The following is a 21,253-nucleotide window of genomic DNA, read 5'->3' on the forward strand; positions in this document are numbered from 1 at the left end:
AGCTGTGCATCAGAAAGTACCTTGCAGCGGCTTGCGCGCTACCACGTTGACCAGCGTTTCCTCACGCTGCCCAAACGGTTTCGGTTTGCGTAAGCCAAACCGTTCCAGCAAGCCAAAATCCTTCGACCGGCTCCACCACAGATACGGGTACGAGACATTCTTCTCGGCAAACTCGAAACCCTGCCCGCGAATCATCTGCAGATACTGCGCCGCACTCTTTTGCACGTGCATCGGATGGCGGAACAACCAGCGGATCACCCAAGTATCAATGTAAGCCTCGGTGGACTCGGCGAACAGCAGATAGCCACCCGGTTTCAGCACCCGGTAAAACTCGGCCAAAGCCTTTTCCTGCTCGACCAGATGATGAAAGGTCTGGTGGCAGAACAGCAGATCAACGCTGGCGTCCGGCACATTGAGCGTCGCGCAGTCACTGCCGATCAGCTCTACATCGAGGCCCAGACGCGTCGCTTCTTCAGCGCTCAACTCCAGGCTGTGCGGATCGGCGTCAACACCGATCAAACGCTGTGGCGCGAAGGTCTGGCGCAGATGACCGAACGACTTGCCCTGTCCGCAACCAGCGTCCAGCAACACCGGATGTTCCGGCAGCGCTTCACTGAACAAACCACGCAAATCATTGATCGCCACCCGCAACACATGGTGCTGCCAGGTGTGGCTGCGCAGGAACCAGACACCGAAGCGGGTCTCCTCAACGTAGCTATCGCTCAAGTAGTTCATGTGGCGTCCTTTGCACAAAGTTCGGAAATCATCTTCAAGCGACGGCGCGCTTCGCTGACGAACGGGTTGCGCTCATCCCAGGCGTAGCCGGCGAGGATCGAGCAAATCATCCGACGGATTTCCGCCTGACTGTCTTCATAAAAAATCACGTCTTGAAACGTGCCGGCATACCAGCCCTCGACGTAGCAGCGGAAGGTGTCGACGCCGCGCTTGAGCGGCGCGGCGAATTCGCTTTGCCAGTCGACGGTTTCGCCCTGCAACTGACGGTGCAAAACCGCTGCCGCCATGCTCGCCGAACGCATGGCGATGGTCACGCCGGAGGAGAACACCGGGTCGAGAAATTCCGCCGCGTTGCCGAGCAGCGCGAAACCCGGACCGTGCAGGGTTTTCACATTGGCCGCGTAGCCGCCGAGGGTGCGCGCCGGGGTGTCCCACACGGCCTTGTCGAGTACGCCGGCAAGGCTTGGGGTTTCGGCGATGAAGCTGCGCAGGCAGGCATCCAGATCGCTGTCGCGGCCCTTGAAATGCTCTTGCGCCGCGACCACACCCACCGAGCAGCGTCCGTTGCTGAACGGGATCGTCCAGAACCAGACATCGCGATGTTCCGGATGCGTGGTGACGAGGATTTTCTCGCGGTCGAATGCCGGGTTGTCGATGTGATCTTCAACGTGGGTGAACACCGCCTGACGCACCGGGAAATTAGACGGTGCTTCCAGGTCCAGCAGACGTGACAGCACGCGGCCGTAACCACTGGCATCGAGGACGAAATCCGCTTCGAGGCGGTATTCACTGCTGTCTTCGCGGCGCACATGCAGTTGCGGTTTCGCCCGTTCGAAATCGACGCTGACGATGGCATCGCCGTAGCGGATTTCCGCGCCTTGCAGCGCCGCTTGATCGGCCAGCAGTTTGTCGAAATCGGCGCGTTGCACCTGAAACGTGGTCGGTTTGCCGCCGGTAAAGGTGTCACCGAAATCGAAGGCGCTGTAACGCTCGCCCCAGGCGAATGCGGCGCCGGTCTTGCGCTGGAAACCGGCGGCGTTGACGGCGTCGAGCATGCCCGCCTCTTCGACGAAATCCAGGCAATGGCTGAGCAGGCTTTCGCCGATCGAAAAGCGCGGAAAATGCTGGCGCTCGATCACCAGTACATCGTGGCCCTTGCGCTTGAGCAGCGCAGCGGCGATGGCGCCGGACGGGCCGGCACCGATGATCACGACCTGACGGGATTCCATTTCAACGATTGGCACGTGAACTCCGGGGCAGGTGGGATTTGATATCCAGCGGCGCGCGATGCAGGCCGATAAGGGCCGGTAGCAGCGTCGCGATCAGGCCCATCAGCATCAGCGCGAAGTACAGCGCCGGGGTGATGAGTTGTTGTTGCAAGAGCAAATTGAGAAAGACGATTTCGCTCAGGCCGCGAATGTTCAGCAGCACGCTTTCGCGCCAACGGCTGGCGCCTTCGAACGAAGCGCCGGCCCAGCCGAGGCCGAGCCAGTTGCCAAGCAGTTTACTGGCAATCGGCAACAGCAGCAGCGCCGCCCATTGCAGCGGACCAAGGCTGGCGAGGGCACTGTGCACGTCGATCTGGACGATGCCGAACGTCAGAATCAGCGGGATCGCCAGCCACGTCTGCAAACGGTTCATCCAGCGCGCCGGCAACGGCAGCACCAGCGGCACTTTCAGCGCGGCCATGCACAGCAAATAGCCAATGCCGAAGATCAGCGCGTTGAGTTTGTAATGCTCGGCCATCACCAGCAACGCGAAGAAACCGATGCTGTAGGTCAGTGGTCGGCGTACGCCGATGACGCGCAACAACAACGGCACACAGGCCAGGCCCAGCGGCAACAACAGACTGCTCAGGTGCAGACTGCCTTGGGCGAGCCCGAACAATGTCCAGCAGGTCAGATCAATGAGGATCGCGGTCTGCACCAATCGGCGAGTGGCGGCCGGCGGATATTCGATGTGGCGCAGATACAGGTACAGCACCGGGATCGCGGTAATCGCGAACACCAGACCGATGGCCAGCGAGTTGAGCCACGGTTGCGTCGGCAGCAGCCAATACGCAGCGGCAAGACCACAGGCGAACGGCACGAGGAAACTCGGCACGGCGATTTTCACGCTCTGCCGATCCAGTTTCAGATCGATCACATCACTGAGAATGTGTCCGAGCAGCAGGGCAAAACTCAGGCTGTAGAGGTTTTTCAGCCAGTCTGGCGCGATCAGTTCGGCGCCACTGAGCTGCCAGCCCGGTTCGATCCAGAAGTACATCAGCAGCGGCAAGCCGAAGCTCGCCAGCAGCAACTGGCTGACAATCGGGATCAGGCCGAAATGGCGGCCAATACGAGTGGCCACGGCGAACAGCGCCATGGCCAGCAGCCAGAAAACGACGACCATCATGCCGCTGGCTCCGCGACGGCTGCCGTGTGTTCGTGGCGCCCGGCCCACGGTGCCAGCATGAAGCTGAACGCCAGACCGAGGCTCACCGACAGACCGAAGTTGCTCACCGCCGGCGTGCTGGAAACCGCCAGCAAACCAAACGACAGCCACGTCGTCACAGCCGCCAGCAAGGTGCCGAGCAAACTCACCGCCGCACCACCGACTTGCTCGCGCATAAGAATCGCGTAGTCGACGCTGATGGCCGTCACCAGCAACAGGCCGAACAGGCTGAACAGGGTCAGCGGCTGACCGAGCCAGCCAAGGCTGGCCAGACTGCATAAAGCGGCGAGCAACGGCAGAGCGACGATGCGCAGCGCGCCGCCGAGACCGAACGGCAGCATCAGCACCAGCACGATCAGCGCGCAGGAGGCGAGTTTCAGTTCGGCAGCGCTGATTTGCGTCGCGGCAAAAACTTCGTTCAATTCCCCGAGGCGATCGACCAACACCACCCCTGGCAAATCGAGTGCCTGTACCCGCAGCAGCGCCGGGTTATTCAAGCCTTGCAGGCTGGTCATTGCCGCTACGCCGTCTTCCGTCGGACCGAGCCAGAGCGTGCGATAAGGCTCGCCGAGCGGGCCGGCCAATGCCGCGTCGATGTCCTCGGCAGGCACGGTCTGCAATTGCTGTAGTTCGGTTTGCAACGCGGCGAGCGGCACGCCGAGGTCGAGCAGTGGCTGCCAGTATTGCGGCAGTTTGTTCAGCGCCTGGCGCACTTGCTCTTGCTGGTTCGGCGGGCTCACCAGTTGATCGAGGGCCAGATAGCCTTGCAGCTTGTCGAGGTTGACCAGTTGCTCCAGACGTTCGCTCAACGCGGCCTGACGTTCGAGCAATTGCTGCTGATTGTCGGCGCGTACGAGGAAAAACTGGCTGGTCGGCTGATAGCCGGTGATGCGCGCGATGGTCTGCGCTTCGTCGGTCAGGCGTTGCGGCGCGCCGACCCACTGGCGAATGTCATTCTTGCTTTGCAACTGCACCAGACCGCCCACACAGAAGGCGAGCAGCAACGCCAGCAACACCGGCGTGCGTACGCGTTCGAGGAGTTTTTCGCGCAGCGCAACCATGCGCTCGGCCAGATGCAGCGGCCATTGCGCGGGGCGCAGTTCGACGTTTTTCAGCAACGCCGGCAACAGGCACACCGCCGACAGATAGGCACCGAGCAAGCCGGCGGCGGAGAACACCGCGATTTGCGTCAGCGCCGGGAACGGCGTCCACGCCAGCGCGAGATAGCCGATGGCGCTGGTGATCAGGCTCAGGGTCAGCCCGGACAGCGTCAGGCGCAACGCCGGCCAACTGCGCCACGGCTTCAGGCTCCAGCTCTTCGACAGATAGTGCAGCGGATAATCCACGGCCACGCCGATCAGGCTGGAGCCGAGCACCAATGTCATCACATGCATATGGCCGAACAGCGCGACACAAGCCACCGCCCCGAACAACATGCCGACCAGCACCGGCACGAACGCCAGCAGCACGCGCCAGCGACGGAAAGCGAGCAACAGCAGCAACAGAATACCGATCGTGGCACCGCCGCCGACCCAGGTCATTTCGCGAGTGGCTTGCTGCTGACCGTTGGCCGCGTACAGCAAACCGCTGGCGGCGAGCAGTTGCACGTCGGATTTCGCCGCCTGTTCACGGCTATGTTGCAGCAGCGCGGCTACTTGCAGCGGCAGGTTCATGTCGAACGCGTTGCCGGTGGTGCGTGCCCGCAGCAGCACCCAGCTCTTGCCGTCGGCATCGGCGATCAGCGCGCCGCTGCCGATGTCCAGTTGCACTGCACCGTGCTGCGGCTGGCTGTTCTGAATGCGCCCGGTCAGGCCAAGCCAGTCATCCTGACTCGGCACCAGACTGAAACCGCTGAACGGGTCGAACAGGGCTTGTACGCGTTGCTGAATGAAGGCGTCGGGGTGTTCGATCAGCAATTGCCGGTCATCCGCCGAGAGCATCGCCAGTCGCCCTTGCAGCAGTTGTGTGCGCAGCGCTGGCAGGTCTGCTTGCAGGTTCCACTGCACCTTTTCGAACAACCCGCTGGCCTGCCATTGCTCGCCCAACGTCTGCGCCATAGTCACGGCTTGTTGACGATCGGCATGGCCGACCAGCACCAGCATTTCTCGGTTTAGCGGTTCCTGCATGCGCTGCTCGGCGCGCTGTTCGAGGGCGTCGGGGTGGGTGCCGGGCACCAGCTCCATCAGATTGGCCGACAGCGGCGCGCCGTCGCGCCATTGCCAACCGGCCAGCGCGACAACGGCCAGCAGCAGGATCAGAAACAGCCAGGGCAGCCTGCGTTCACTCGGCAAAGTCATGTTGCTCCGCGTCGCTCAACGGTTGGCTGGCGTTGCTGTCCTGCATGCGCAGCACGGTGCTGTCGCCTTGGGTTTCCAGCAATTCGATGGTCTGCACCAGCGCGCCGCCGTCGATGTTGATCTGGTTGAACACCTGCTTGAGCAGCAGCGAGCGCGGGGTCAGCGTGAGTTTCCACTGCTGTGCATCGCCGCTCAGCGCCAGTTCGAAGTCGCGTTGCAGGCCACTGCTGTCGCCTTGCAGCACGGCGAGAAACAAGCGGTTCTGCTCGGCACCGGCGCTCTTGTTCGGCAGCAACTGCCAGCCATTGCCATCACGCCGGGCGATGCCTTTGGCGCTGATGCGGTAGTCCTGCTGCAGCGGGGTTTTCAGCAACCAGAGCAGGCCGTGGTTTTTTGCCAGAACGAAGCTGCCCTTGCTGATCAGCGGCTGGGGCAGGGCGCGCAGGTGTTTTTCCTGAATGAACTGGCCGTGGATCACGTCCGGCTTCGCCAGTTGTTCGCTCAGTTGTTGCAGGTCGAAAGCATTGGCCAGCGCTGACAGCGTCAGCAGCGCCAATACGCTCAGGCTTTTAACCCAAACATTCATCGCAGCATCCTTTCTACGGCGTCGGTGAAGACCTTCGGTGAGGCCAGCTGCATCTCGCGACTGCTGACTTCGACGGCGACTTGCACCGAGCTGGCGCGGGTCAGGCGTTCGCCGCTGTGCAGGTCAGTGATCAGATAATTGATCTTCAGACGGTTCTCCCACTCAACCAGGCTGGCGCGTACATTCAGGCGCTGACCAAACACCGCGCCGCGCACATAGCGCAGTTGCAGGTCGATGATTGGCCAGGCGTAACCCGACTCGACCATCTGCGTGTAGTTGTGGCCGATCTTGTCCAGCAGCGCGCAACGCGCCACTTCGAGGTATTTGACGTAATGGCCATGCCAAACCACGTGCATGGTGTCGACGTCGAAAAACGGCACGAGGATTTCAGTATCGGCGTGAAGCACTCCGGCGCTACGCATGCAGCCTCCAGTGTTGCGCGGCAATGCGTTGCAGGCACAGGCGCAATTCGCCTTCCAGTGCGCGGTCTTCGATGACTGGCGGGAAGTCCTTGGCCAGTTCCTCGTGCATCGCCGCCAGCGACGGCGGCAACGGTCGCGCGTCTTCGGCCTGAGCGCGCAGCCACACGCCTTGATTGGCGGCGAGCAGGGTGGCGGCGGCGACCTGTTCGGTCAGCTCCAGCACGCGGATCGCATCGCGGGCGGCGATGGTTCCCATGCTCACTTTGTCTTGGTTGTGACACTCGGTGGAGCGCGAGAAGACGCTGGCGGGCATGGTGTTTTTCAGCGCTTCGGCGGTCCAGGCGCTGGTGCCGATCTGCACGGCTTTGAAGCCGTGGTTGATCATCGCCCGATCCGCTGGGGCGCCGGAGAGGTTGCTCGGCAGACCGTGGTTGTAGCGCTCGTCGACCAGCAAGGCGAGTTGCCGGTCCAGCAGGTCAGCAACGTTGGCCACGAGGTTTTTCAGGCTGTCCATGGCGAACGCGATATGCCCGCCGTAGAAGTGCCCACCGTGCAACACGCGCTCGGCTTCGGCGTCGATGATCGGGTTATCGTTGGCGCTGTTCAGTTCTGTTTCGATGAACGAACGCAGCCAGTTCAGGCTGTCGGCCAACACCCCGAGCACATGCGGGGCGCAACGCAGCGAATAGCGATCCTGCAATCGATGCAGCGGCGCGGTCGGCGCGTCGATCGCCAGATCCTTGCGCAGCCATGCGGCGACCTGCATTTGCCCCGGATGCGGTTTGGCGGCGAACAGGCGCTCGTCAAAGTGCTCCGGGTTGCCTTGCAGCGCGACCACGTTGAGCGCGGTGATGCGCGTGGCCAGTTGCAGCAGATAGTCGGCGCGGGCGAAAGCGAGGCAGGCAAGACCGGTCATCACCGCAGTGCCGTTCATCAATGCCAGCGCTTCTTTCGGGCGCAGCACCAAAGGTGTCCAGCCCAGTTCGCGATGCACATCGGCCGCCTGACGGCGCTCGCCACGGAACATCACTTCACGCTCGCCGGACAGTGTTGCGGCAACGTAGGACAGCGGCGTCAGATCGCCGCTGGCGCCGACCGAACCTTCTTCGGGAATCAGTGGGAGGATGTCGTATTCGAGAAACGCGTGCAGACGCTCCAGCAGTTCCACACGCACCCCGGAGACGCCGTGACACAGCGACTGCAACCGTGCCGCGAGCACCGCGCGTGTGGCTTGGGCATCGAGCAGTTTGCCTAACCCGCAGCCGTGGAAGGTGTAGAGGTGACGCGGCAACGCTTCGACGTGATGCAACGGCACCGCGACCACGCAGGAATCGCCGTAACCGGTGGTGACGCCGTAGATCACGCCTTCCTTGTCCAGCAGCGAATCGAGGAACCGCGCGCCCTTGGCGATGCGTTCGCGATAGTCGGCGTCGCTCTGCAACTGCACGGGTGCCTGACGGTTGGCCAAGGCCAGCACGTCTTCGATGCGCAAAGGGCGTTCGCCGAAGGTTACCGGCTCATGGGTTGGCGTGGTCATCGGTCTTCCAGAAAGGGTAAAAGTTGAACCATTGTTGCGGCGCTTCGAGGCAATAGTGACTCAGGCGCTGCGCATAGCGGGTGGCCCACTGATGAATGACCTGCTCGCGCTCGCTGCGCTTCCATACCACGGCGTCGGCGAAGGGCTCGAGGGTCAGGCGATAGTGACCGTCCGGTTGCTTGAGGCACATCAGCAGGTTGACCGGGCATTTCAGCAGACCGGCGAGCAGCCACGGCCCTTGCGGGAACGGCGCCGGATGGCCGAGAAAGTCCACGGTGACGCTGCGCCCGCCATGCAGCGGCACGCGGTCGCCGGCAATCGCCAGCCACTCGCCGCGCTCCAGCCGTTCGTGCAGTTGCAGCATGATTACCGGGTCGAGTTCGCTGACCTGAATCAGGCGCAGATTGGTCGCCCCGGCTTCACCGAGCAGGCGGTTGAATTGCTCGGCGTGCTTGGTGTGCACCAGCACGTTCATGGTGACCTTTTCGCCGATCTCCGCCAGTGCGCGGCACACTTCCAGATTGCCCAGGTGCGCGCCGACCAGCAGTTGCCCGCGACTGCCGCGCAACTGATTGCGCAGTAGCGCCGGGTCGATGATTTCGATTTGTTCGATACGCAGTTTGCCGTTCCATACGTCGAGCTTGTCGAGCATCGAATCGGCGAACGCCATGAACTGACCGAACACCCGCCAATGAGTAGGGCGCAACGCGTCGCGCTGACTCCATGCGGCCAGGCGCCGCTGGTATTGCCAGGCGCTGTGTCGCGCGGTGCGGCCAAACAGGAAAAAGTACAGGACGATGCCGTACAGCAACGGGCTGAGCAGGCGTCGCCCCAAGACCTTGGCGGCGAACGCGGTGAATTTCATCAGCAGGAAGCTGCCGCGCTCTTCGCGGTCAGCCCAGTGCTTTTTGTCGGCTTCGCCGGTCATGTTCGCCACCGCCGCCAGAGGATCACCGGGAAGCGCAGCAACATGCCGAGAAACAGCCGTGTGTGCATGCTGGAAATCAGCGCGTTGTCGTGGAACAAGCGGAAGTGCGACACACCGTCCAGCGGGTAGTGCACGCTGGTTTGCAGCCAGCGCATCGGCTGATTGCGCCACGACAGGCGCACGAGAATGTCTGAGTCGAAATCCATGCGCTTACCGACTTTTGCCGAGTCGATCACCGCCAGCGTCGGGGCCAGCGGATAGACGCGAAAACCGCACATCGAATCGCGGATCTGCAGCGACAGCGTGTTGATCCAGACCATGACGTGGGTCAGATAGCGCGCATACAAACGGCCTTTCGGCACACTCTCGTCGAACAGCGGATAACCGCAGATCATCGCCTCGGGATGTGCGCGGGACTCGTCGACGAAACGGGCAACATCGTGCAAGTCGTGCTGACCGTCGGCATCGACCTGCAGCGCATGGCTGAAACCCAATAGCGAGGCTTCGCGCAAACCGGTCATGACCGCGCCACCCTTGCCCTGATTGGCGGTCAGGCGCACCAGGTGCACGTTGTCGCGTTCCGCCAAACCGTCGAGCACCTTGGCACAGGACTGGGTGCTGGCGTCATCCACCAGAATGCACGGCAAGCCTTGCGCGAGCAGGGCGTCGACCACGGTGCCGATCGCGGTTTCGTGGTTATAAACCGGGATCACTGCACAAGGATTATGCATGCCGGTGATTCCTGTGGGAGCGAGCCTGCTCGCGATTGAGTGCGCAGCACTCACGAAGGTCAACCATGCTCTGCACCCAAAAGGATCCGCCCACTGGAGCAGGTCGCCGTGTCATTGCGATAAGCGAAATACAACTTGCCGCGCTCCAGATCAAACCGCAGATGCAGCTGAATTTCATCTCCGGGCCGCACCAATTGCTGGAATTTCAGCACTTCCATACCGGCAAACGGGCCGGTCAGGTTGAGCAATTGGCGACCCAGGTTCAACGCCCATTCCACCTGCACCACGCCGGGCAATACCGGCGCCTTGGGGAAGTGGCCGCTGAAGTAGGCAAGGTCCGGTGGCACGCTCAGTTGCAGGCTCCACTCGCCAGCGCTTTCGACTTGTTCCAGCACCTCGGGCGCTTTCGGTCGCGGCGCCATCAACAGCGCTTCGATATCGACCTGCGGCAGCTTGCCTTGGCTGTTCAACGGCAATTGCCGCACCAGCCGCCAGCGTCGCGGCAAAGCCAGCGCTTCGCAGTGTTGGCGCAAATGCTGGCGCAGGGTTTCGGTCAGGTTGCGGCGGCCGTGTTCCCGCAAGGCAAACAGGCCGGCCTCGCTAAGCACCAGCAGTGCACCGAGGGAGGCGCGATTTTCCTGCACCACGCCGAGACGTGCTTCTGCGACCCAGTCATGGGTCACCAGCGCTTGTTCGAGCATGGGCAGAGAAATGCGTTTTTCTTCGAGTTTGACGATCCGGTCCAACCGCCCCAACAGTTCGAAACGACCATCGGCGGCGATGCGCGCTGCATCAGCGGTGTGCTCGACGTGTCCGGCAGGCAGGTAAGGTGAAGCGATCAGTAGAGCGCCGTCGTTATCCTGGCTCAGTTCGACACCGGCGAACGGTTGCCACAGTTGTTCACCCTGACGCCAGGCAATGCCGCCGGTTTCCGAGCTGCCGAGAATTTCCGTCGGCCACTGCTGCAAGCGCTGTTGCAGACTCTGCGCGGCCTCAAGCGGCAACGCCCCACCGGAGGAAAACACCCGACGCACGGCGCTGAGGGCTGGCCAGTCGAGGTTGTCGCCCATGCGTTTGAGCAGCGCCGGGCTGGCGACCCAGGCGAAGGCCGGGTATTCGCGGCTGGCGCGCTGCATATCTTCCGGGAAGGCCAGTTGCTGTCGCACAAAAGCGCGCCCGGCGCACAGCGGCCACAGCACGCGAAACAGCAAACCGTAGATGTGTTGGGTGGCGACGCTGCCGATGATGCAGGCCTCACCGAGGTCCGTGCCCCACAGTTGCTCCAACGCCTCAACTTCGTTGGCCAGTTGGCACAGGGTCTTGTCGATGCGCTTGGGCTCGCCGCTGGAGCCGGACGTGCAAAGGCTCAGACGGCACTGGTCGAGATCCAGTTCGGCGCCGGGCAATGGCGGCTGATTAAAGTCGCTCAGTTGCGCGTCATCGGCATGATCCGTCAGCCACAGATCGACGTCAGCGGACCAACGCTGGCGGGTTTGCGCTTGCAGGTCCGAGGGCAGCAGCACACTGACGCCGGCACGCCATGCGCCCAGCAAAGCGATGGCCAGTTCGGCGGCGTCCTCAAGATGCACAGCCAGGCGCTTCACGCCCTGCGCTTGCAGACCGGCGGCAATGCTCAGCGCCTGTTCGCACAGGTGCGCGTGATCGAGGGCCGGTGCGTGGCTGATGGCCCGCGCCGGCACAGGCTTGAGCAACAGCTGCTCAAGTTTTATCCAATTCATGTGCGGCCTCTTACCCGTTGTCGTATCAGCCATTCAATGGCAAACATCAGGCCGATCAATCCATAGGAGATCAGGCCGGTGTACAACATCCACCAATTCAGCGGCGCCCACAGGGTCAGGAGGGCGGCGCACAAACCGTTGCAGAAGAAAAACACGCTCCAGGCCACCGTGACCTTTCTCGTATAGCGAATCGCAATGTCCGGCAACTCTGGCTCACGCAAGCGCGCCAGGCGCTCGACCATCGGCGGACCGAATTTCAGGCTCAGGCTGAACAGCACCAGCATGAAACCGCTGATCAGCACCGGATACCAGCGCAGCAACAGCGGGCTGTCGAACAGCGCCAGCAGCAGGCAGAACACAATGGCCACGCCAGCCATCCACAGGCTGCCGGGCTTGCGCTCGCCGGTCAGCGCCCGTGCCAGCCAGAGACTGCCCAACAGCAGGCCGAACTGCCACGGAGCAAAATGCTCCATGCCGAAATACACCGCAAAGGGATACAGCAGACCGGCCAGCAGCAGGCCGAGGCCGATCAGTCGGCTCATGCGGCCGGTTGAACCAGACGGTAGACCGCCTCGACCACGTCACCGACCGTGCGTACCGATTTGAATTCTTCGGCGGCAATTTTCTTGCCGGTCTGGCGCTTGATGTGATCGATCAGATCGACCGCGTCGATGCTGTCGATTTCCAGATCCTGATACAGATTGGACTCCAGGCTCACACGGGCAGGATCCAGTTCGAACAGCTCGACCAAGGCATCGCGCAGGGTGTTGAAAATATCGTCACGAGTTTGCATGGTCCGGTCTCAAGCTGCCTGTTTTGCCGTGACGAACGCCGCAAGGCTGGCCACGTTGGTGAAATGGTTACGGGTGTCTTTGGCGTCGGCGTCGATCTTGATGCCGTATTTCTTCTGGATGGCCAGGCCCAGTTCCAGCGCGTCGACGGAATCCAGGCCGAGGCCTTCGCCGAACAGCGTCTGCTCGTCGCCAATGTCGTCGACGCTGATGTCTTCGAGGCCGAGGGCATCGATGATCAGCAGTTTGATGTCACGGTGCAGATCGCTCATCTTCGGCGAGCTCCTTAATGAAATAGGTGTGCAAATAATCGTTGAGCTTGCGCGAGGCTTGCGGTGCGGGTCCCTGCGCGGCGAAAGTCTGTGGGTCTATATCGGCCCCGACGCGAAAACTGAAGTGCACGCGGCGGCGGGGGATCCGATACCAGGGTTCGGCTTTGGTCAGTGTGGTCGGGCTGACCTTGATGACCACCGGCGTGAGGATTTTCGCACCGCGCAGGGCAATTGCCGCAGCGCCCCGATGGAAGGCTGGCGCCTGCCCCGGCTGGGTGCGCGTGCCTTCCGGGAAAATGATCAGGGTCTGGCCGTTTTGCAAGGATTGGGCGGCCGCATCGAGCATGTCCATGCTGCCGTCGTTGCTGATGTATTCAGTGCTGCGCAACGGGCCACGGGTGAAAGGGTTTTCCCACAGGCTTTTCTTCACCACGCAATTGGCCTGGCGCACCAGACCGATCAGGAACACCACGTCGATCAGCGAAGGATGGTTGGCAATGATCATCTGCCCGGGGCGGCCGAGACGTTCGGCGCCCTGAATGTCATAGGTCAGCACGCCGGTGCGGGCCATGAACCGCACGAAGAACCAGAACAGCCGACTGACGGTCTCCCTCGCACGTTGGCGATGCGAGACGGCGTCACCGGGCAGGCAACCCAACAACGGAAACACCAGCACACGCAGGCACAGCCCGCCTAGCCCGAACAGGGCAAAGCTTGCGGCGGTGGCCAGCAGGCGCCAGTAATAGGCATCGCGGTTTTTTTCGGTCACGGGTTGCGTTGCCAGGTCCATACACGATTTTTCCAGGCATGTTGGCAAAGGGGTTGCTGGCCGAGCAGGGTGCGCAACAGATTAAGCGCGTGAGGCCAGTGCGCTTTTGACCGTGTTTCTGTGGCGCTGTTCAGGGTCAGCCGCCAGTCGGTACCGGGGGTGAGCAAAAGACCGAGTGCGTAGGGAAACGGCACATCATCGATCCACGCCGAATAGGCTTCGGGCGGTTGTTCTTCGGTGATCACCAGCAGCACTGCCGGAGCGCCTTCGTTGAGCAGGGCAGCGGCTTCCAGCATGCCGTGCTCAAGGCCGTCGCCAGCAGCAGCGAGGGCGGTCATTTCGCTGGTTTCACCGCGCATGATCGACCACAGGCCGATGATCGCGTTGTGCACCGACAGGCTGAACTGCGTCGGTGACAGCGGCTGTTCGTTGGCCAGATCGCTGAGGATCTCGTAGGTACGCGGGGTTTCGCCGTGACGCGAAACAAACACCAGCGGCAGATTCTCCCGTCCGTCGGCGAGGGGCCAGCCAACGCTGAACGCCATGCGTGCCAGTCGGCTGAGGCGACGGCGCTGCATGGCCGGCAAAAACGACACATCGGGCGCGGCATCACTGCGCTGGAGCACGACCGGTTGTCGGCTCCAGGCCTGCCAGGCGTCCACGCCGTCGAGGCCTGGGGCCCACGCGCGCCATTGGGCGATGTTGAAGTTGATCACGGACATTCATCCCGCCCCTGCGGGCTTTTGTTGACGCATTGAGTCGCCCAAGCCGCGGCAGGCTTGACGTGGCGCAGGGCGCCGAGTGGCGCGCATTATCCCGGTGAGAGGAGTGTGTAGCAAATGCTGGTTACATTTTGCGCAATGAAATGTACCGAATGGTTCGCAAGAAAACTGTCACTTGGCCATTATCCAGGTTGTCGGCGGCTTGTCTGTCGGGTATCTCGGCGATCAATGGCGGTTTTTACCTTAGCTGTCCGTGGATTTTTGCTCCTGACTCTGTAGTCCGCGTCCATGAAGGTAGCGAAGCAACGTCGCGCACATCTACACTCGGTCATTCTTTGATACACGGAGGTTTGGTCATGCGGCGCGTGGTGTTCAATCAGAAAGGTGGCGTAGGCAAGTCGAGCATTGCCTGCAATCTGGCGGCGGTCAGCGCCAGCGAGGGTTATCGCACGCTGTTGGTCGATCTCGATGCCCAGGCCAACTCCACTCAGTATCTGACCGGGCTCACCGGCGACGACATCCCGATGGGTATTGCCGACTTCTTCAAACAGACCCTGTCTTCCGGCCCGTTCTCGAAGAAGAATCAGGCGGACATCTACGAAACCCCGTTCGACAACCTGCACATCATCACTGCGACTGCCGAATTGGCCGACCTGCAGCCCAAGCTTGAGGCCAAGCACAAGATCAACAAGCTGCGTAAGTTGCTCGACGAGTTGTCCGAGGATTACGACCGGATTTACCTCGATACGCCGCCAGCGCTGAATTTCTACGCGGTATCGGCGCTGATTGCCGCTGATCGCGTGTTGATTCCTTTTGATTGCGACAGCTTCTCCCGTCAGGCTCTGTACGGCCTGATCGCGGAAATCGAAGAGTTGAAGGAAGACCACAACGAAGGTCTGGAAGTCGAAGGCATCGTGGTCAACCAGTTCCAGGCCCGGGCCAGCCTGCCGCAGCAGATTCTCGATGAGCTGATTGCCGAAGGTTTGCCGGTACTGCCGGTGTATCTGACCAGTTCGGTGCGCATGCGCGAATCACACCAGGCCAGCATGCCGCTGATCCACCTCGATCCCCGGCACAAGCTGACCCAGCAATTCGTCGAACTGCACAATCTGCTCGAAGATCACTGATCTCTTGAGCTACGCAGATCCCCTGTAGGAGTGAGCCTGCTCGCGATAGCTTCCTTTCAGTCACTCAAGTGTTGGCTGACAGGACGCTATCGCGAGCAGGCTCACTCCTACATTGTTTGACGGTGTGTCAGATCCCTTGGCTACGCAGCCACGCCATCAACTGCGGCAACGGAAATGCGCCACTCTGCCGCGCCACTTCCTTGCCGTTCTTGAACAGAATCAAACTCGGAATCGAGCGAATCCCCAACTGCGCCGACAACTGCTGATGGGCCTCGCTATCAAGCTTGGCCAAGCGGCACTTGCCCGCCAACTGCGCTGCCGCCTGCTCGAACACCGGCGCAAACGACTTGCACGGCCCACACCATTCCGCCCAGACATCTACCAGCAACGGCAGATCACCCTTGATCTGACTGGCGTAATCGCCTTGCTTGAGATCGAAGGGTTTGTTCAGCAGCACAGCGGATTTGCAGCGTCCGCACTTGGGCTGGTCCGCAAGGCGCTCGGCGGGGATGCGGTTGAGGCCGTTGCAGGAGGGGCAGGGGATGAGGAGTGGTTCGGACATGATGGGCTCTCAGGCAGGAAGTCTATGAGACTGATCTGGAGGCAAAGTCGCGATTATCAAGGAATTGATCTGTAGGTCATTACCTTCCTCAGTTGAGGAAAGGGCCTACGCACGTCTGCGCGGAGGCTGACTATCTGTATTTTATCTAATCGGTCATCTTGTGCAGACCTGAGCGAAATACCATTCCTATGACCGCCAAGACAGTTAAACGCCTTCCACTCTCGGAGCTTTTGAAGGGCTCTGAATATCTAAAATTCTTAAATGCCCAAACGGTTTTTTCTCTCGCCGGGAGCTCTGTTGGATTTGAGAATGTTTGGATTGATTCCGGCGCGGACCAAAACCCGGTTTTGTTTCCTCGCTCGCTGCATCGGCCAGAAAACGAAGACGACTACGATGCTTTGGTATTGGCAGTCGACGAACTGCTGGAAATTACCGGCGATGATGAGTCGCACCCGTTGATGAGCCTGGTCGACATCATCGGTGACTGGATCGAAGAATTGGATCACACCCATCACCCCATGGCCCAGGCAAGTGGCGAAGAGGTTCTCGGTTACATGATGCGTGAACACGGCCTGACTCAGAGCGACTTGCCGGGTGTTGGTACTCAGTCGGTTGTGTCGGAGATTTTGAACGGCAAGCGCAAGCTTAACTTGCGCCAGATTCGTTGGTTGGCAGAGCGCTTCAATGTGCCAATCGATGTGTTTACCTGATGTTGGTTCAGGAAGAACAACTGATCTCCAAATGCTTGCCCCACTCCGGCGGTCGCTCGGCATAACCCTCCATCCCCGGCTGCTCTTCAAACGGCTTGCTCAGCACCCCATGCAGCCGGCGTACTTCTGAGTAATCCCCTTGCTCAGCCGCATCGATAGCCTTTTGCGCCAGATAATTGCGCAGAATGTACAGCGGATTGACTGCATGCATCCGCGCTCGGCGCTGCTCTTGATCGGCGTCGCCATCGCGGGCAACCCGGGCGACGTAGCGTTCGCCCCAGGCGTCGAAACCCTTGATGTCGACGAAGTCATCACGTAGGCGGGAAACGGCCTGTTCGGATTCTTCACCGAGACGGCGGAAGAACAGCGTGTAGTCGACGCCGCTGTTCTGCATCAGTTGCAGCAGGTCTTCCAGCAGCTTCTGGTCATCGTCTTCGGCCGTGGTGAAACCGAAGCGGCGGCGCATCAGGTCGAGGTAGTGCGCCTGGAACAATGGCAGGTACAAGCCGAGGGTTTCACGCAGGGCTTCGACGCTGATGAACGGCGTCAACGCTTGAGCCAATGCACTTAGGTTCCACTGGCCTACCGGCACCTGATTGCTGAACGAGTAGCGGCCCTGATCATCGGAATGGTTGCAGATGAAGTTGGCGTCGAAATCGTCGAGGAAGGCGAACGGCCCGAAGTCGAAAGTGATGCCGAGGATCGACATGTTGTCGGTGTTCATCACGCCGTGGCAGAAACCGTAGGCCTGCCATTTGGCAATCAGTTCGGCGTTGCGTTCGACGATTTCGCGGAACATCGCCAGATACGGTTCAGGTTGTTCCCGGCATTCGGGGAAGTGCATCGCCAACACATGTTCGCCGAGCTGCTTCTGCTGCTCGGGGCGCTTGGTGTAATAGAAGTATTCGAAGTGGCCGAAGCGGATGTGGCTCGGCGCCAGACGCAGGACCATCGCTGCGCGTTCCTGCTTTTCGCGCCAGACCGGGGTGTCGGAACCGATCACGCACGCCGCGCGCGACGAAGGAATGTTCAACGCGAACAAGGCTTCGGAGGCAAGGAACTCGCGGATCGACGAACGCAGCACCGCACGGCCATCGCCCATGCGCGAAAACGGCGTCTGCCCGGCACCCTTCAGGTGCAAATCCCAATGCTCGCCGGCAGTGTTGTAGACCTCCCCGAGCAGCAGCCCGCGACCATCGCCGAGTTGTGGCGTGTAACCGCCGAACTGATGCCCGGAATAGATCATCGCCCGCGGCTCGGCATCGGCCCATAGCTTGTGGCCGCCAAACAGTTCGGCAAATTCGTTGGTTTCGGCGGTCGTCGGATCGAGATCGAGCAATGCCAGGGCCGCCGGGCTCGCCACGACCAGACGCGGATTGTCGATCGGCTCGGGCAGCACGTGGGCGGAGAACGCATCGCCCAGGCGGGCGAAGCGATTGTCGAAGGTCAGTTCGTCGAGGGCTTTCAAGGGCCGGCTCCAGCAGAATGTCCGAGCATTCTGCTGGGATTAGACCGGTTAGTCGAGTTTGGCCGGCGGCGGCTCTTGCAACGGTTTCTGATCGTCGGCAATCGGCACGATGGTTTTCGTTTCCGGCTCGATCGGCACCATCTTGTATTCCTGTCCGTGCAGGTTCTTCAGATAAACCTCCATCTGGCGGAATGAGATGTTGATGTGCTGCTTCTTGAACTCGCGGTTGATAAAGCGGTTGACCTCATCGAGCACCGGGTTGCGGTCACCGAGGTCGCGCACGTGCATGCGCAACTCGTGGTCGAGGGTGCTTTCACCGAAGTTGAGGAAGTACACATGCGGCTCGGGTTCCTTGAGCACGCGCGGGTTCTCGCGGGCAGCCTTGAGCAGCAGTTCCTTGACCAGATCGAGATCGGAGCCGTAGTCGACGCCGAGTTTCAGCGTGACGCGGGTGATGGTGTCGGTCAGCGACCAGTTGATCAGTTGCCCGGTGATGAACGTCTTGTTCGGGACAATGATGTCCTTGCGGTCGAAGTCGGTGATGGTCGTGGCGCGGATGCGGATCTTGCTTACCGTGCCTGAGAGGTTGCCGATGGTGATGGTGTCACCGATCCGCACCGGGCGTTCGAAGAGGATCATGATGCCGGAGATGAAGTTTGCAAAAATCTCCTGCATGCCGAAACCGAGGCCGACCGACAGCGCCGCCACCAGCCATTGCAACTTGTCCCAACTCACGCCCAGCGTCGACAGGGTCGAGACGAAGCCAACGCCGGCAATCACATACGACAGCAGCGTCGTGGTCGCATAGGCACTGCCCTGCGCGAGATTGAGCTTGGACAGCACGAACACTTCGAGCAGGCCCGGCAAGTTGCGCGCCAGAGCAAAGGTGATGCCGATGATGATCAGCGCACCAAGCATGTCGCCGATGCTGATCGGCACCATGCTCATGTTGGCGCCGGTGCCGCTGGTGTATTCGTAGAGGGTGATGTTGTCGAGGTACGAGAACACCGAGATCAGGTCCGACCAGACCCAGTACAGCGCGGCGATGAAGCCGCCGAGCAGGGCCAGGCGGATCAGGCGCAAGGACTGTTCGTTGACCTTTTCGATATCCAGCGTTGGCTCTTCGATCACCGCTTCGCCGTCGCCGGCTTCTTTCGCCGCCTGACGTTTAGCCAGGGCGCGCTGGTAGGCCAGGCGCCGCGCTGCAACGCTCAGGCCACGGACGAAGGTGGCTTCGATCACCAGCCAGAACATCAGCAGGTACAGGGTGTTGATCAGTCGGTCACTGAGTTTCAGGGCGGTGTAGTAGTAGCCGAAACATACAGCGACAAAAAGCGCGATCGGCAGCAGGGTGAACATCACGCCGACGGCTTTGCGGAACAGCGAGGCGTTTTCGTGGGCCGGGCTGCTGATCAGCAAGCGACTGAGCAGCCATGCCATCAACGCGTAGCAGGTCAGCACCACTGGCATGCCGAGTACATCGTCGGCGAGCGCCGCCGGTTGCAATTCGGCGACCGCCACTACGGCCACCAGCGCCATGACCACCAGCCCGAGCCGGCGTACCCAGCCCTGAAGGAATTCGACCTGGGGTTTTTCCCAGCGAAAGTGCAATTCGGCCACACCGCCGGGCGCAAGGATTCGATAGGCGGTGTAGAACACCAGCCACGCCTGACCCATCTGCAGGAGCGCTGCGCCCATGTTGGCGTTCTGGCCGCGCGCGTCGATCTGCAAGGCCAGTCCGCACAAGGCGAGGCCCAGCGCCACCGGCATCGCCAGCAGAATATTGATCAGAATGGCCTGCGGTGTGTGCCACTGGCTGTCGCGTTTGAAATGGCCGATGTCCTGGTGAACCTTGTTCAGGCGACCGTAGAGACTTTTGCGGCGCCACAGCAGTGCGCCGATCAGCAATGCCAGAGGCAGAAACAGCAGTGGTCGCTGGGTCAGGCCGTCGGTCAGCTCGCTCAGGCTGGAGGCCCACGGCAGTGTGTCAACCTGACGTTTCAACCGCTCCGGTACACCCCGCATCCACTCCAGATCCAGCGGCTTGTTGCTGGGAATCCAGAACATTTGCTCATCGAGGGTCGCACGCAGGCTCTGCGCGGTGCTCAGCAGTTGTTTCTGGTTGAGTTGCAGGGTGATCGATTCGTTGAGCATCGAGCTCAATTCGCGGTTCAGGCGCTCCAGCAGATCGACGCGGGTGTTGGCCAGATCCAGCAGGCTTTTACGCAACTGCGGGGTGACTTGTTCCGGCGGCTGAGTGGCCAGCAGGCTGTCGACATAGGACGCCGGATTGCTCAACAGTTCACGCTGCTGGCTGACGTCGAACTGATACAGGCGAATGTCGGCGATCTGATCCGCCAGATCACGATCGACCTTGAGTCGTGGCAGGGCTTGTTTCTGTTTGTAGAGAATCTTCGACAGCAACAGGCTGCCCTTGAGCACGTTGATCTGCTCATCGAGGGCCGCATCGCTCTGGGTCAGGGAGTCGAGTTGCTGCTTGGTCTGCAGGTTCTGCTGGGTGACTTCGTTGAGGCGGTCGGTGCTTTTGAGCAGATAGTCGGAGAGCTTGAGGTTGGCTGAGCTCTCAGTGGCGAGCAAGCTGCTGCTGCCGGCCTTTTGCGCTTCGATCGACTGCTGGGTCACGGTTTCCTGCGACTGCGCCAGACGTTTCTGATTGATCAGCGTCTGCAGTTCCTGGATCTCGCGGTCGAGGCGGTCGGATTTCTCCGAGAGCAGGTCATGCTGGGCGTTGCCCAGATCCTGCAACTGGCTGTTGCCGGCCAGCTCCTGGCGGCGTAAAGGGATCAGCGCGTTCAGCGCTGCGAGTTCCGCGTTCAACTGATCACGTTGCTCGCTGCTGACGGTCTTGCCGGCGTCCTTGCCGGACTTGAGGATGTTGTTGATCTGCTGGATGCGCGTCTGGCTGGCGGAAATTTCCGCCTGGGCGCGCTCGGGACGGGTCTGGGCAGTGATGATCAGACTGTTGGCGTCGGCCAGCGCTTTTTGCAGATCGCTTTGCTGGGTCGAGCGATCCGTCAGGATCTGCTCCAGCTGTTGGATCGACTCCTTGGGAAAACGCTGTGCCACCGGCACGACCGCCGTGGCCTTTAGGCGCGTCAGTTCGCGAGTGTTTTCGATCGTCTGCTTCGGCGCCGTGGCTAGCTGCTGTTTGAGGTCGATCAGCTTTTGTGCGTAATCACGCTGATTGTTCAGTTGAGTCAGCGTGCTCTGCAAGGTGGTTTGCAGGGCCTTTTTATCGGCATCTGGCAGTTTGCTGTCGGCCAGCTTGTCGAGACTGGCCTGCACGGCGTCGCTGGACGGTGGTTCGGCGGCGTACAGCGGGCCGACAGTGAGACTCAGGCCCAGCAGGGCCGCGGCGAAAAAGGAGCGCAGGGTAGGCATAGAGACCGGTCAAGCAAGTGAG

Annotated in this window: 20 protein-coding genes; 2 read left to right on the top strand and 18 right to left on the bottom strand. The window is 61.1% G+C overall.

Annotated features, from left to right (window positions below):
• Positions 1–9 precede the first annotated feature (9 nt).
• From CKW38_RS17980 to CKW38_RS18050, 15 genes are read right to left on the bottom strand one after another with little or no spacing between them, the layout of a single operon-like run.
• Complete coding sequence (locus CKW38_RS17980) at positions 10–735, bottom strand: class I SAM-dependent methyltransferase (RefSeq protein ID WP_095113445.1); 726 nt, start codon at positions 733–735, stop codon at positions 10–12.
• Positions 732–1,979, bottom strand: coding sequence for an NAD(P)/FAD-dependent oxidoreductase (locus tag CKW38_RS17985; RefSeq protein ID WP_095113446.1), 1,248 nt, complete (start codon positions 1,977–1,979; stop codon positions 732–734). Before CKW38_RS17985 ends, CKW38_RS17980 begins: the two co-directional genes overlap by 4 nt.
• On the bottom strand, positions 1,966–3,129 hold the full coding sequence (locus tag CKW38_RS17990; protein WP_095113447.1) for a sodium:proton antiporter: 1,164 nt from the start codon (positions 3,127–3,129) through the stop codon (positions 1,966–1,968). The genes CKW38_RS17985 and CKW38_RS17990 overlap by 14 nt, the downstream gene beginning before the upstream one ends.
• On the bottom strand, positions 3,126–5,465 hold the full coding sequence (locus CKW38_RS17995; protein ID WP_007909478.1) for an MMPL family transporter: 2,340 nt from the start codon (positions 5,463–5,465) through the stop codon (positions 3,126–3,128). The genes CKW38_RS17990 and CKW38_RS17995 overlap by 4 nt, the downstream gene beginning before the upstream one ends.
• Entirely contained in the window at positions 5,449–6,051 is a 603-nt protein-coding gene (locus CKW38_RS18000) for an outer membrane lipoprotein carrier protein LolA (protein ID WP_095113448.1), read from the bottom strand. The genes CKW38_RS17995 and CKW38_RS18000 overlap by 17 nt, the downstream gene beginning before the upstream one ends.
• Entirely contained in the window at positions 6,048–6,473 is a 426-nt protein-coding gene (locus CKW38_RS18005; RefSeq protein WP_007909482.1) for a thioesterase family protein, read from the bottom strand. Before CKW38_RS18005 ends, CKW38_RS18000 begins: the two co-directional genes overlap by 4 nt.
• On the bottom strand, positions 6,466–8,010 hold the full coding sequence (gene hutH, locus CKW38_RS18010) for a histidine ammonia-lyase (RefSeq protein WP_077570462.1): 1,545 nt from the start codon (positions 8,008–8,010) through the stop codon (positions 6,466–6,468). The genes CKW38_RS18005 and hutH overlap by 8 nt, the downstream gene beginning before the upstream one ends.
• Entirely contained in the window at positions 7,991–8,938 is a 948-nt protein-coding gene (locus CKW38_RS18015; RefSeq protein ID WP_095113449.1) for a glycosyl transferase, read from the bottom strand. Before CKW38_RS18015 ends, hutH begins: the two co-directional genes overlap by 20 nt.
• Positions 8,935–9,669, bottom strand: a complete 735-nt coding sequence (locus tag CKW38_RS18020) for a glycosyltransferase family 2 protein (RefSeq protein ID WP_007909487.1) — start codon at positions 9,667–9,669, stop codon at positions 8,935–8,937. Before CKW38_RS18020 ends, CKW38_RS18015 begins: the two co-directional genes overlap by 4 nt.
• A 59-nt stretch (positions 9,670–9,728) precedes the next feature.
• A complete protein-coding gene (locus CKW38_RS18025; protein ID WP_095113450.1) occupies positions 9,729–11,408 on the bottom strand; it encodes an acyl-CoA synthetase family protein in 1,680 nt (559 codons plus the stop codon).
• Positions 11,405–11,950, bottom strand: coding sequence for a hypothetical protein (locus tag CKW38_RS18030; RefSeq protein ID WP_007909501.1), 546 nt, complete (start codon positions 11,948–11,950; stop codon positions 11,405–11,407). The genes CKW38_RS18025 and CKW38_RS18030 overlap by 4 nt, the downstream gene beginning before the upstream one ends.
• Positions 11,947–12,201: an acyl carrier protein gene (locus CKW38_RS18035; RefSeq protein WP_007909503.1), complete on the bottom strand. Its 255-nt coding sequence runs from the start codon at positions 12,199–12,201 to the stop codon at positions 11,947–11,949. Before CKW38_RS18035 ends, CKW38_RS18030 begins: the two co-directional genes overlap by 4 nt.
• Positions 12,202–12,210: 9 nt before the next feature.
• On the bottom strand, positions 12,211–12,471 hold the full coding sequence (locus tag CKW38_RS18040; protein WP_007909506.1) for a phosphopantetheine-binding protein: 261 nt from the start codon (positions 12,469–12,471) through the stop codon (positions 12,211–12,213).
• A complete protein-coding gene (locus CKW38_RS18045) occupies positions 12,452–13,261 on the bottom strand; it encodes a 1-acyl-sn-glycerol-3-phosphate acyltransferase (protein ID WP_007909508.1) in 810 nt (269 codons plus the stop codon). Before CKW38_RS18045 ends, CKW38_RS18040 begins: the two co-directional genes overlap by 20 nt.
• Entirely contained in the window at positions 13,237–13,962 is a 726-nt protein-coding gene (locus CKW38_RS18050) for a beta-ketoacyl synthase chain length factor (protein WP_007909510.1), read from the bottom strand. The genes CKW38_RS18045 and CKW38_RS18050 overlap by 25 nt, the downstream gene beginning before the upstream one ends.
• A 356-nt stretch (positions 13,963–14,318) precedes the next feature.
• On the opposite strand from CKW38_RS18050, the gene CKW38_RS18055 reads away from it, so the two are divergent.
• Positions 14,319–15,089: a ParA family protein gene (locus CKW38_RS18055; protein ID WP_095113451.1), complete on the top strand. Its 771-nt coding sequence runs from the start codon at positions 14,319–14,321 to the stop codon at positions 15,087–15,089.
• A 127-nt stretch (positions 15,090–15,216) separates the two neighbouring features.
• On the opposite strand, the gene trxC is transcribed toward CKW38_RS18055, so the two are convergent.
• Positions 15,217–15,651 carry a thioredoxin TrxC gene (trxC, locus tag CKW38_RS18060; RefSeq protein WP_095113452.1) on the bottom strand — a complete coding sequence of 145 codons (435 nt, stop codon included), beginning with the start codon at positions 15,649–15,651 and terminating at the stop codon, positions 15,217–15,219.
• A 317-nt stretch (positions 15,652–15,968) separates the two neighbouring features.
• On the opposite strand from trxC, the gene CKW38_RS18065 reads away from it, so the two are divergent.
• Positions 15,969–16,361, top strand: a complete 393-nt coding sequence (locus CKW38_RS18065; RefSeq protein ID WP_176472349.1) for a type II toxin-antitoxin system HigA family antitoxin — start codon at positions 15,969–15,971, stop codon at positions 16,359–16,361.
• A gap of 7 nt (positions 16,362–16,368) precedes the next feature.
• Here the strand turns inward: CKW38_RS18065 and selO are convergent, their stop codons facing one another.
• Complete coding sequence (selO, locus tag CKW38_RS18070; protein WP_095113454.1) at positions 16,369–17,829, bottom strand: protein adenylyltransferase SelO; 1,461 nt, start codon at positions 17,827–17,829, stop codon at positions 16,369–16,371.
• Between the two features lie 48 nt (positions 17,830–17,877).
• Complete coding sequence (gene mscK, locus CKW38_RS18075) at positions 17,878–21,231, bottom strand: mechanosensitive channel MscK (protein ID WP_095113455.1); 3,354 nt, start codon at positions 21,229–21,231, stop codon at positions 17,878–17,880.
• Positions 21,232–21,253: the final 22 nt, after the last annotated feature.

Source organism: Pseudomonas sp. Irchel 3H7, assembly GCF_900187605.1.
GTDB lineage: Bacteria > Pseudomonadota > Gammaproteobacteria > Pseudomonadales > Pseudomonadaceae > Aquipseudomonas.

What these genes read in the sequence shown, in the direction of transcription:
- CKW38_RS17980 (WP_095113445.1), bottom strand. Translation starts at nt 735, where the DNA reads ATGAACTACTTGAGCGATAGCTACGTTGAGGAGACCCGCTTCGGTGTC.
- CKW38_RS17990 (WP_095113447.1), bottom strand. Translation starts at nt 3,129, where the DNA reads ATGATGGTCGTCGTTTTCTGGCTGCTGGCCATGGCGCTGTTCGCCGTG.
- CKW38_RS17995 (WP_007909478.1), bottom strand. Translation starts at nt 5,465, where the DNA reads ATGACTTTGCCGAGTGAACGCAGGCTGCCCTGGCTGTTTCTGATCCTG.
- CKW38_RS18000 (WP_095113448.1), bottom strand. Translation starts at nt 6,051, where the DNA reads ATGAATGTTTGGGTTAAAAGCCTGAGCGTATTGGCGCTGCTGACGCTG.
- CKW38_RS18005 (WP_007909482.1), bottom strand. Translation starts at nt 6,473, where the DNA reads ATGCGTAGCGCCGGAGTGCTTCACGCCGATACTGAAATCCTCGTGCCG.
- hutH (WP_077570462.1), bottom strand. Translation starts at nt 8,010, where the DNA reads ATGACCACGCCAACCCATGAGCCGGTAACCTTCGGCGAACGCCCTTTG.
- CKW38_RS18015 (WP_095113449.1), bottom strand. Translation starts at nt 8,938, where the DNA reads ATGACCGGCGAAGCCGACAAAAAGCACTGGGCTGACCGCGAAGAGCGC.
- CKW38_RS18020 (WP_007909487.1), bottom strand. Translation starts at nt 9,669, where the DNA reads ATGCATAATCCTTGTGCAGTGATCCCGGTTTATAACCACGAAACCGCG.
- CKW38_RS18025 (WP_095113450.1), bottom strand. Translation starts at nt 11,408, where the DNA reads ATGAATTGGATAAAACTTGAGCAGCTGTTGCTCAAGCCTGTGCCGGCG.
- CKW38_RS18030 (WP_007909501.1), bottom strand. Translation starts at nt 11,950, where the DNA reads ATGAGCCGACTGATCGGCCTCGGCCTGCTGCTGGCCGGTCTGCTGTAT.
- CKW38_RS18035 (WP_007909503.1), bottom strand. Translation starts at nt 12,201, where the DNA reads ATGCAAACTCGTGACGATATTTTCAACACCCTGCGCGATGCCTTGGTC.
- CKW38_RS18040 (WP_007909506.1), bottom strand. Translation starts at nt 12,471, where the DNA reads ATGAGCGATCTGCACCGTGACATCAAACTGCTGATCATCGATGCCCTC.
- CKW38_RS18045 (WP_007909508.1), bottom strand. Translation starts at nt 13,261, where the DNA reads ATGGACCTGGCAACGCAACCCGTGACCGAAAAAAACCGCGATGCCTAT.
- CKW38_RS18050 (WP_007909510.1), bottom strand. Translation starts at nt 13,962, where the DNA reads ATGTCCGTGATCAACTTCAACATCGCCCAATGGCGCGCGTGGGCCCCA.
- CKW38_RS18055 (WP_095113451.1), top strand. Translation starts at nt 14,319, where the DNA reads ATGCGGCGCGTGGTGTTCAATCAGAAAGGTGGCGTAGGCAAGTCGAGC.
- trxC (WP_095113452.1), bottom strand. Translation starts at nt 15,651, where the DNA reads ATGTCCGAACCACTCCTCATCCCCTGCCCCTCCTGCAACGGCCTCAAC.
- mscK (WP_095113455.1), bottom strand. Translation starts at nt 21,231, where the DNA reads ATGCCTACCCTGCGCTCCTTTTTCGCCGCGGCCCTGCTGGGCCTGAGT.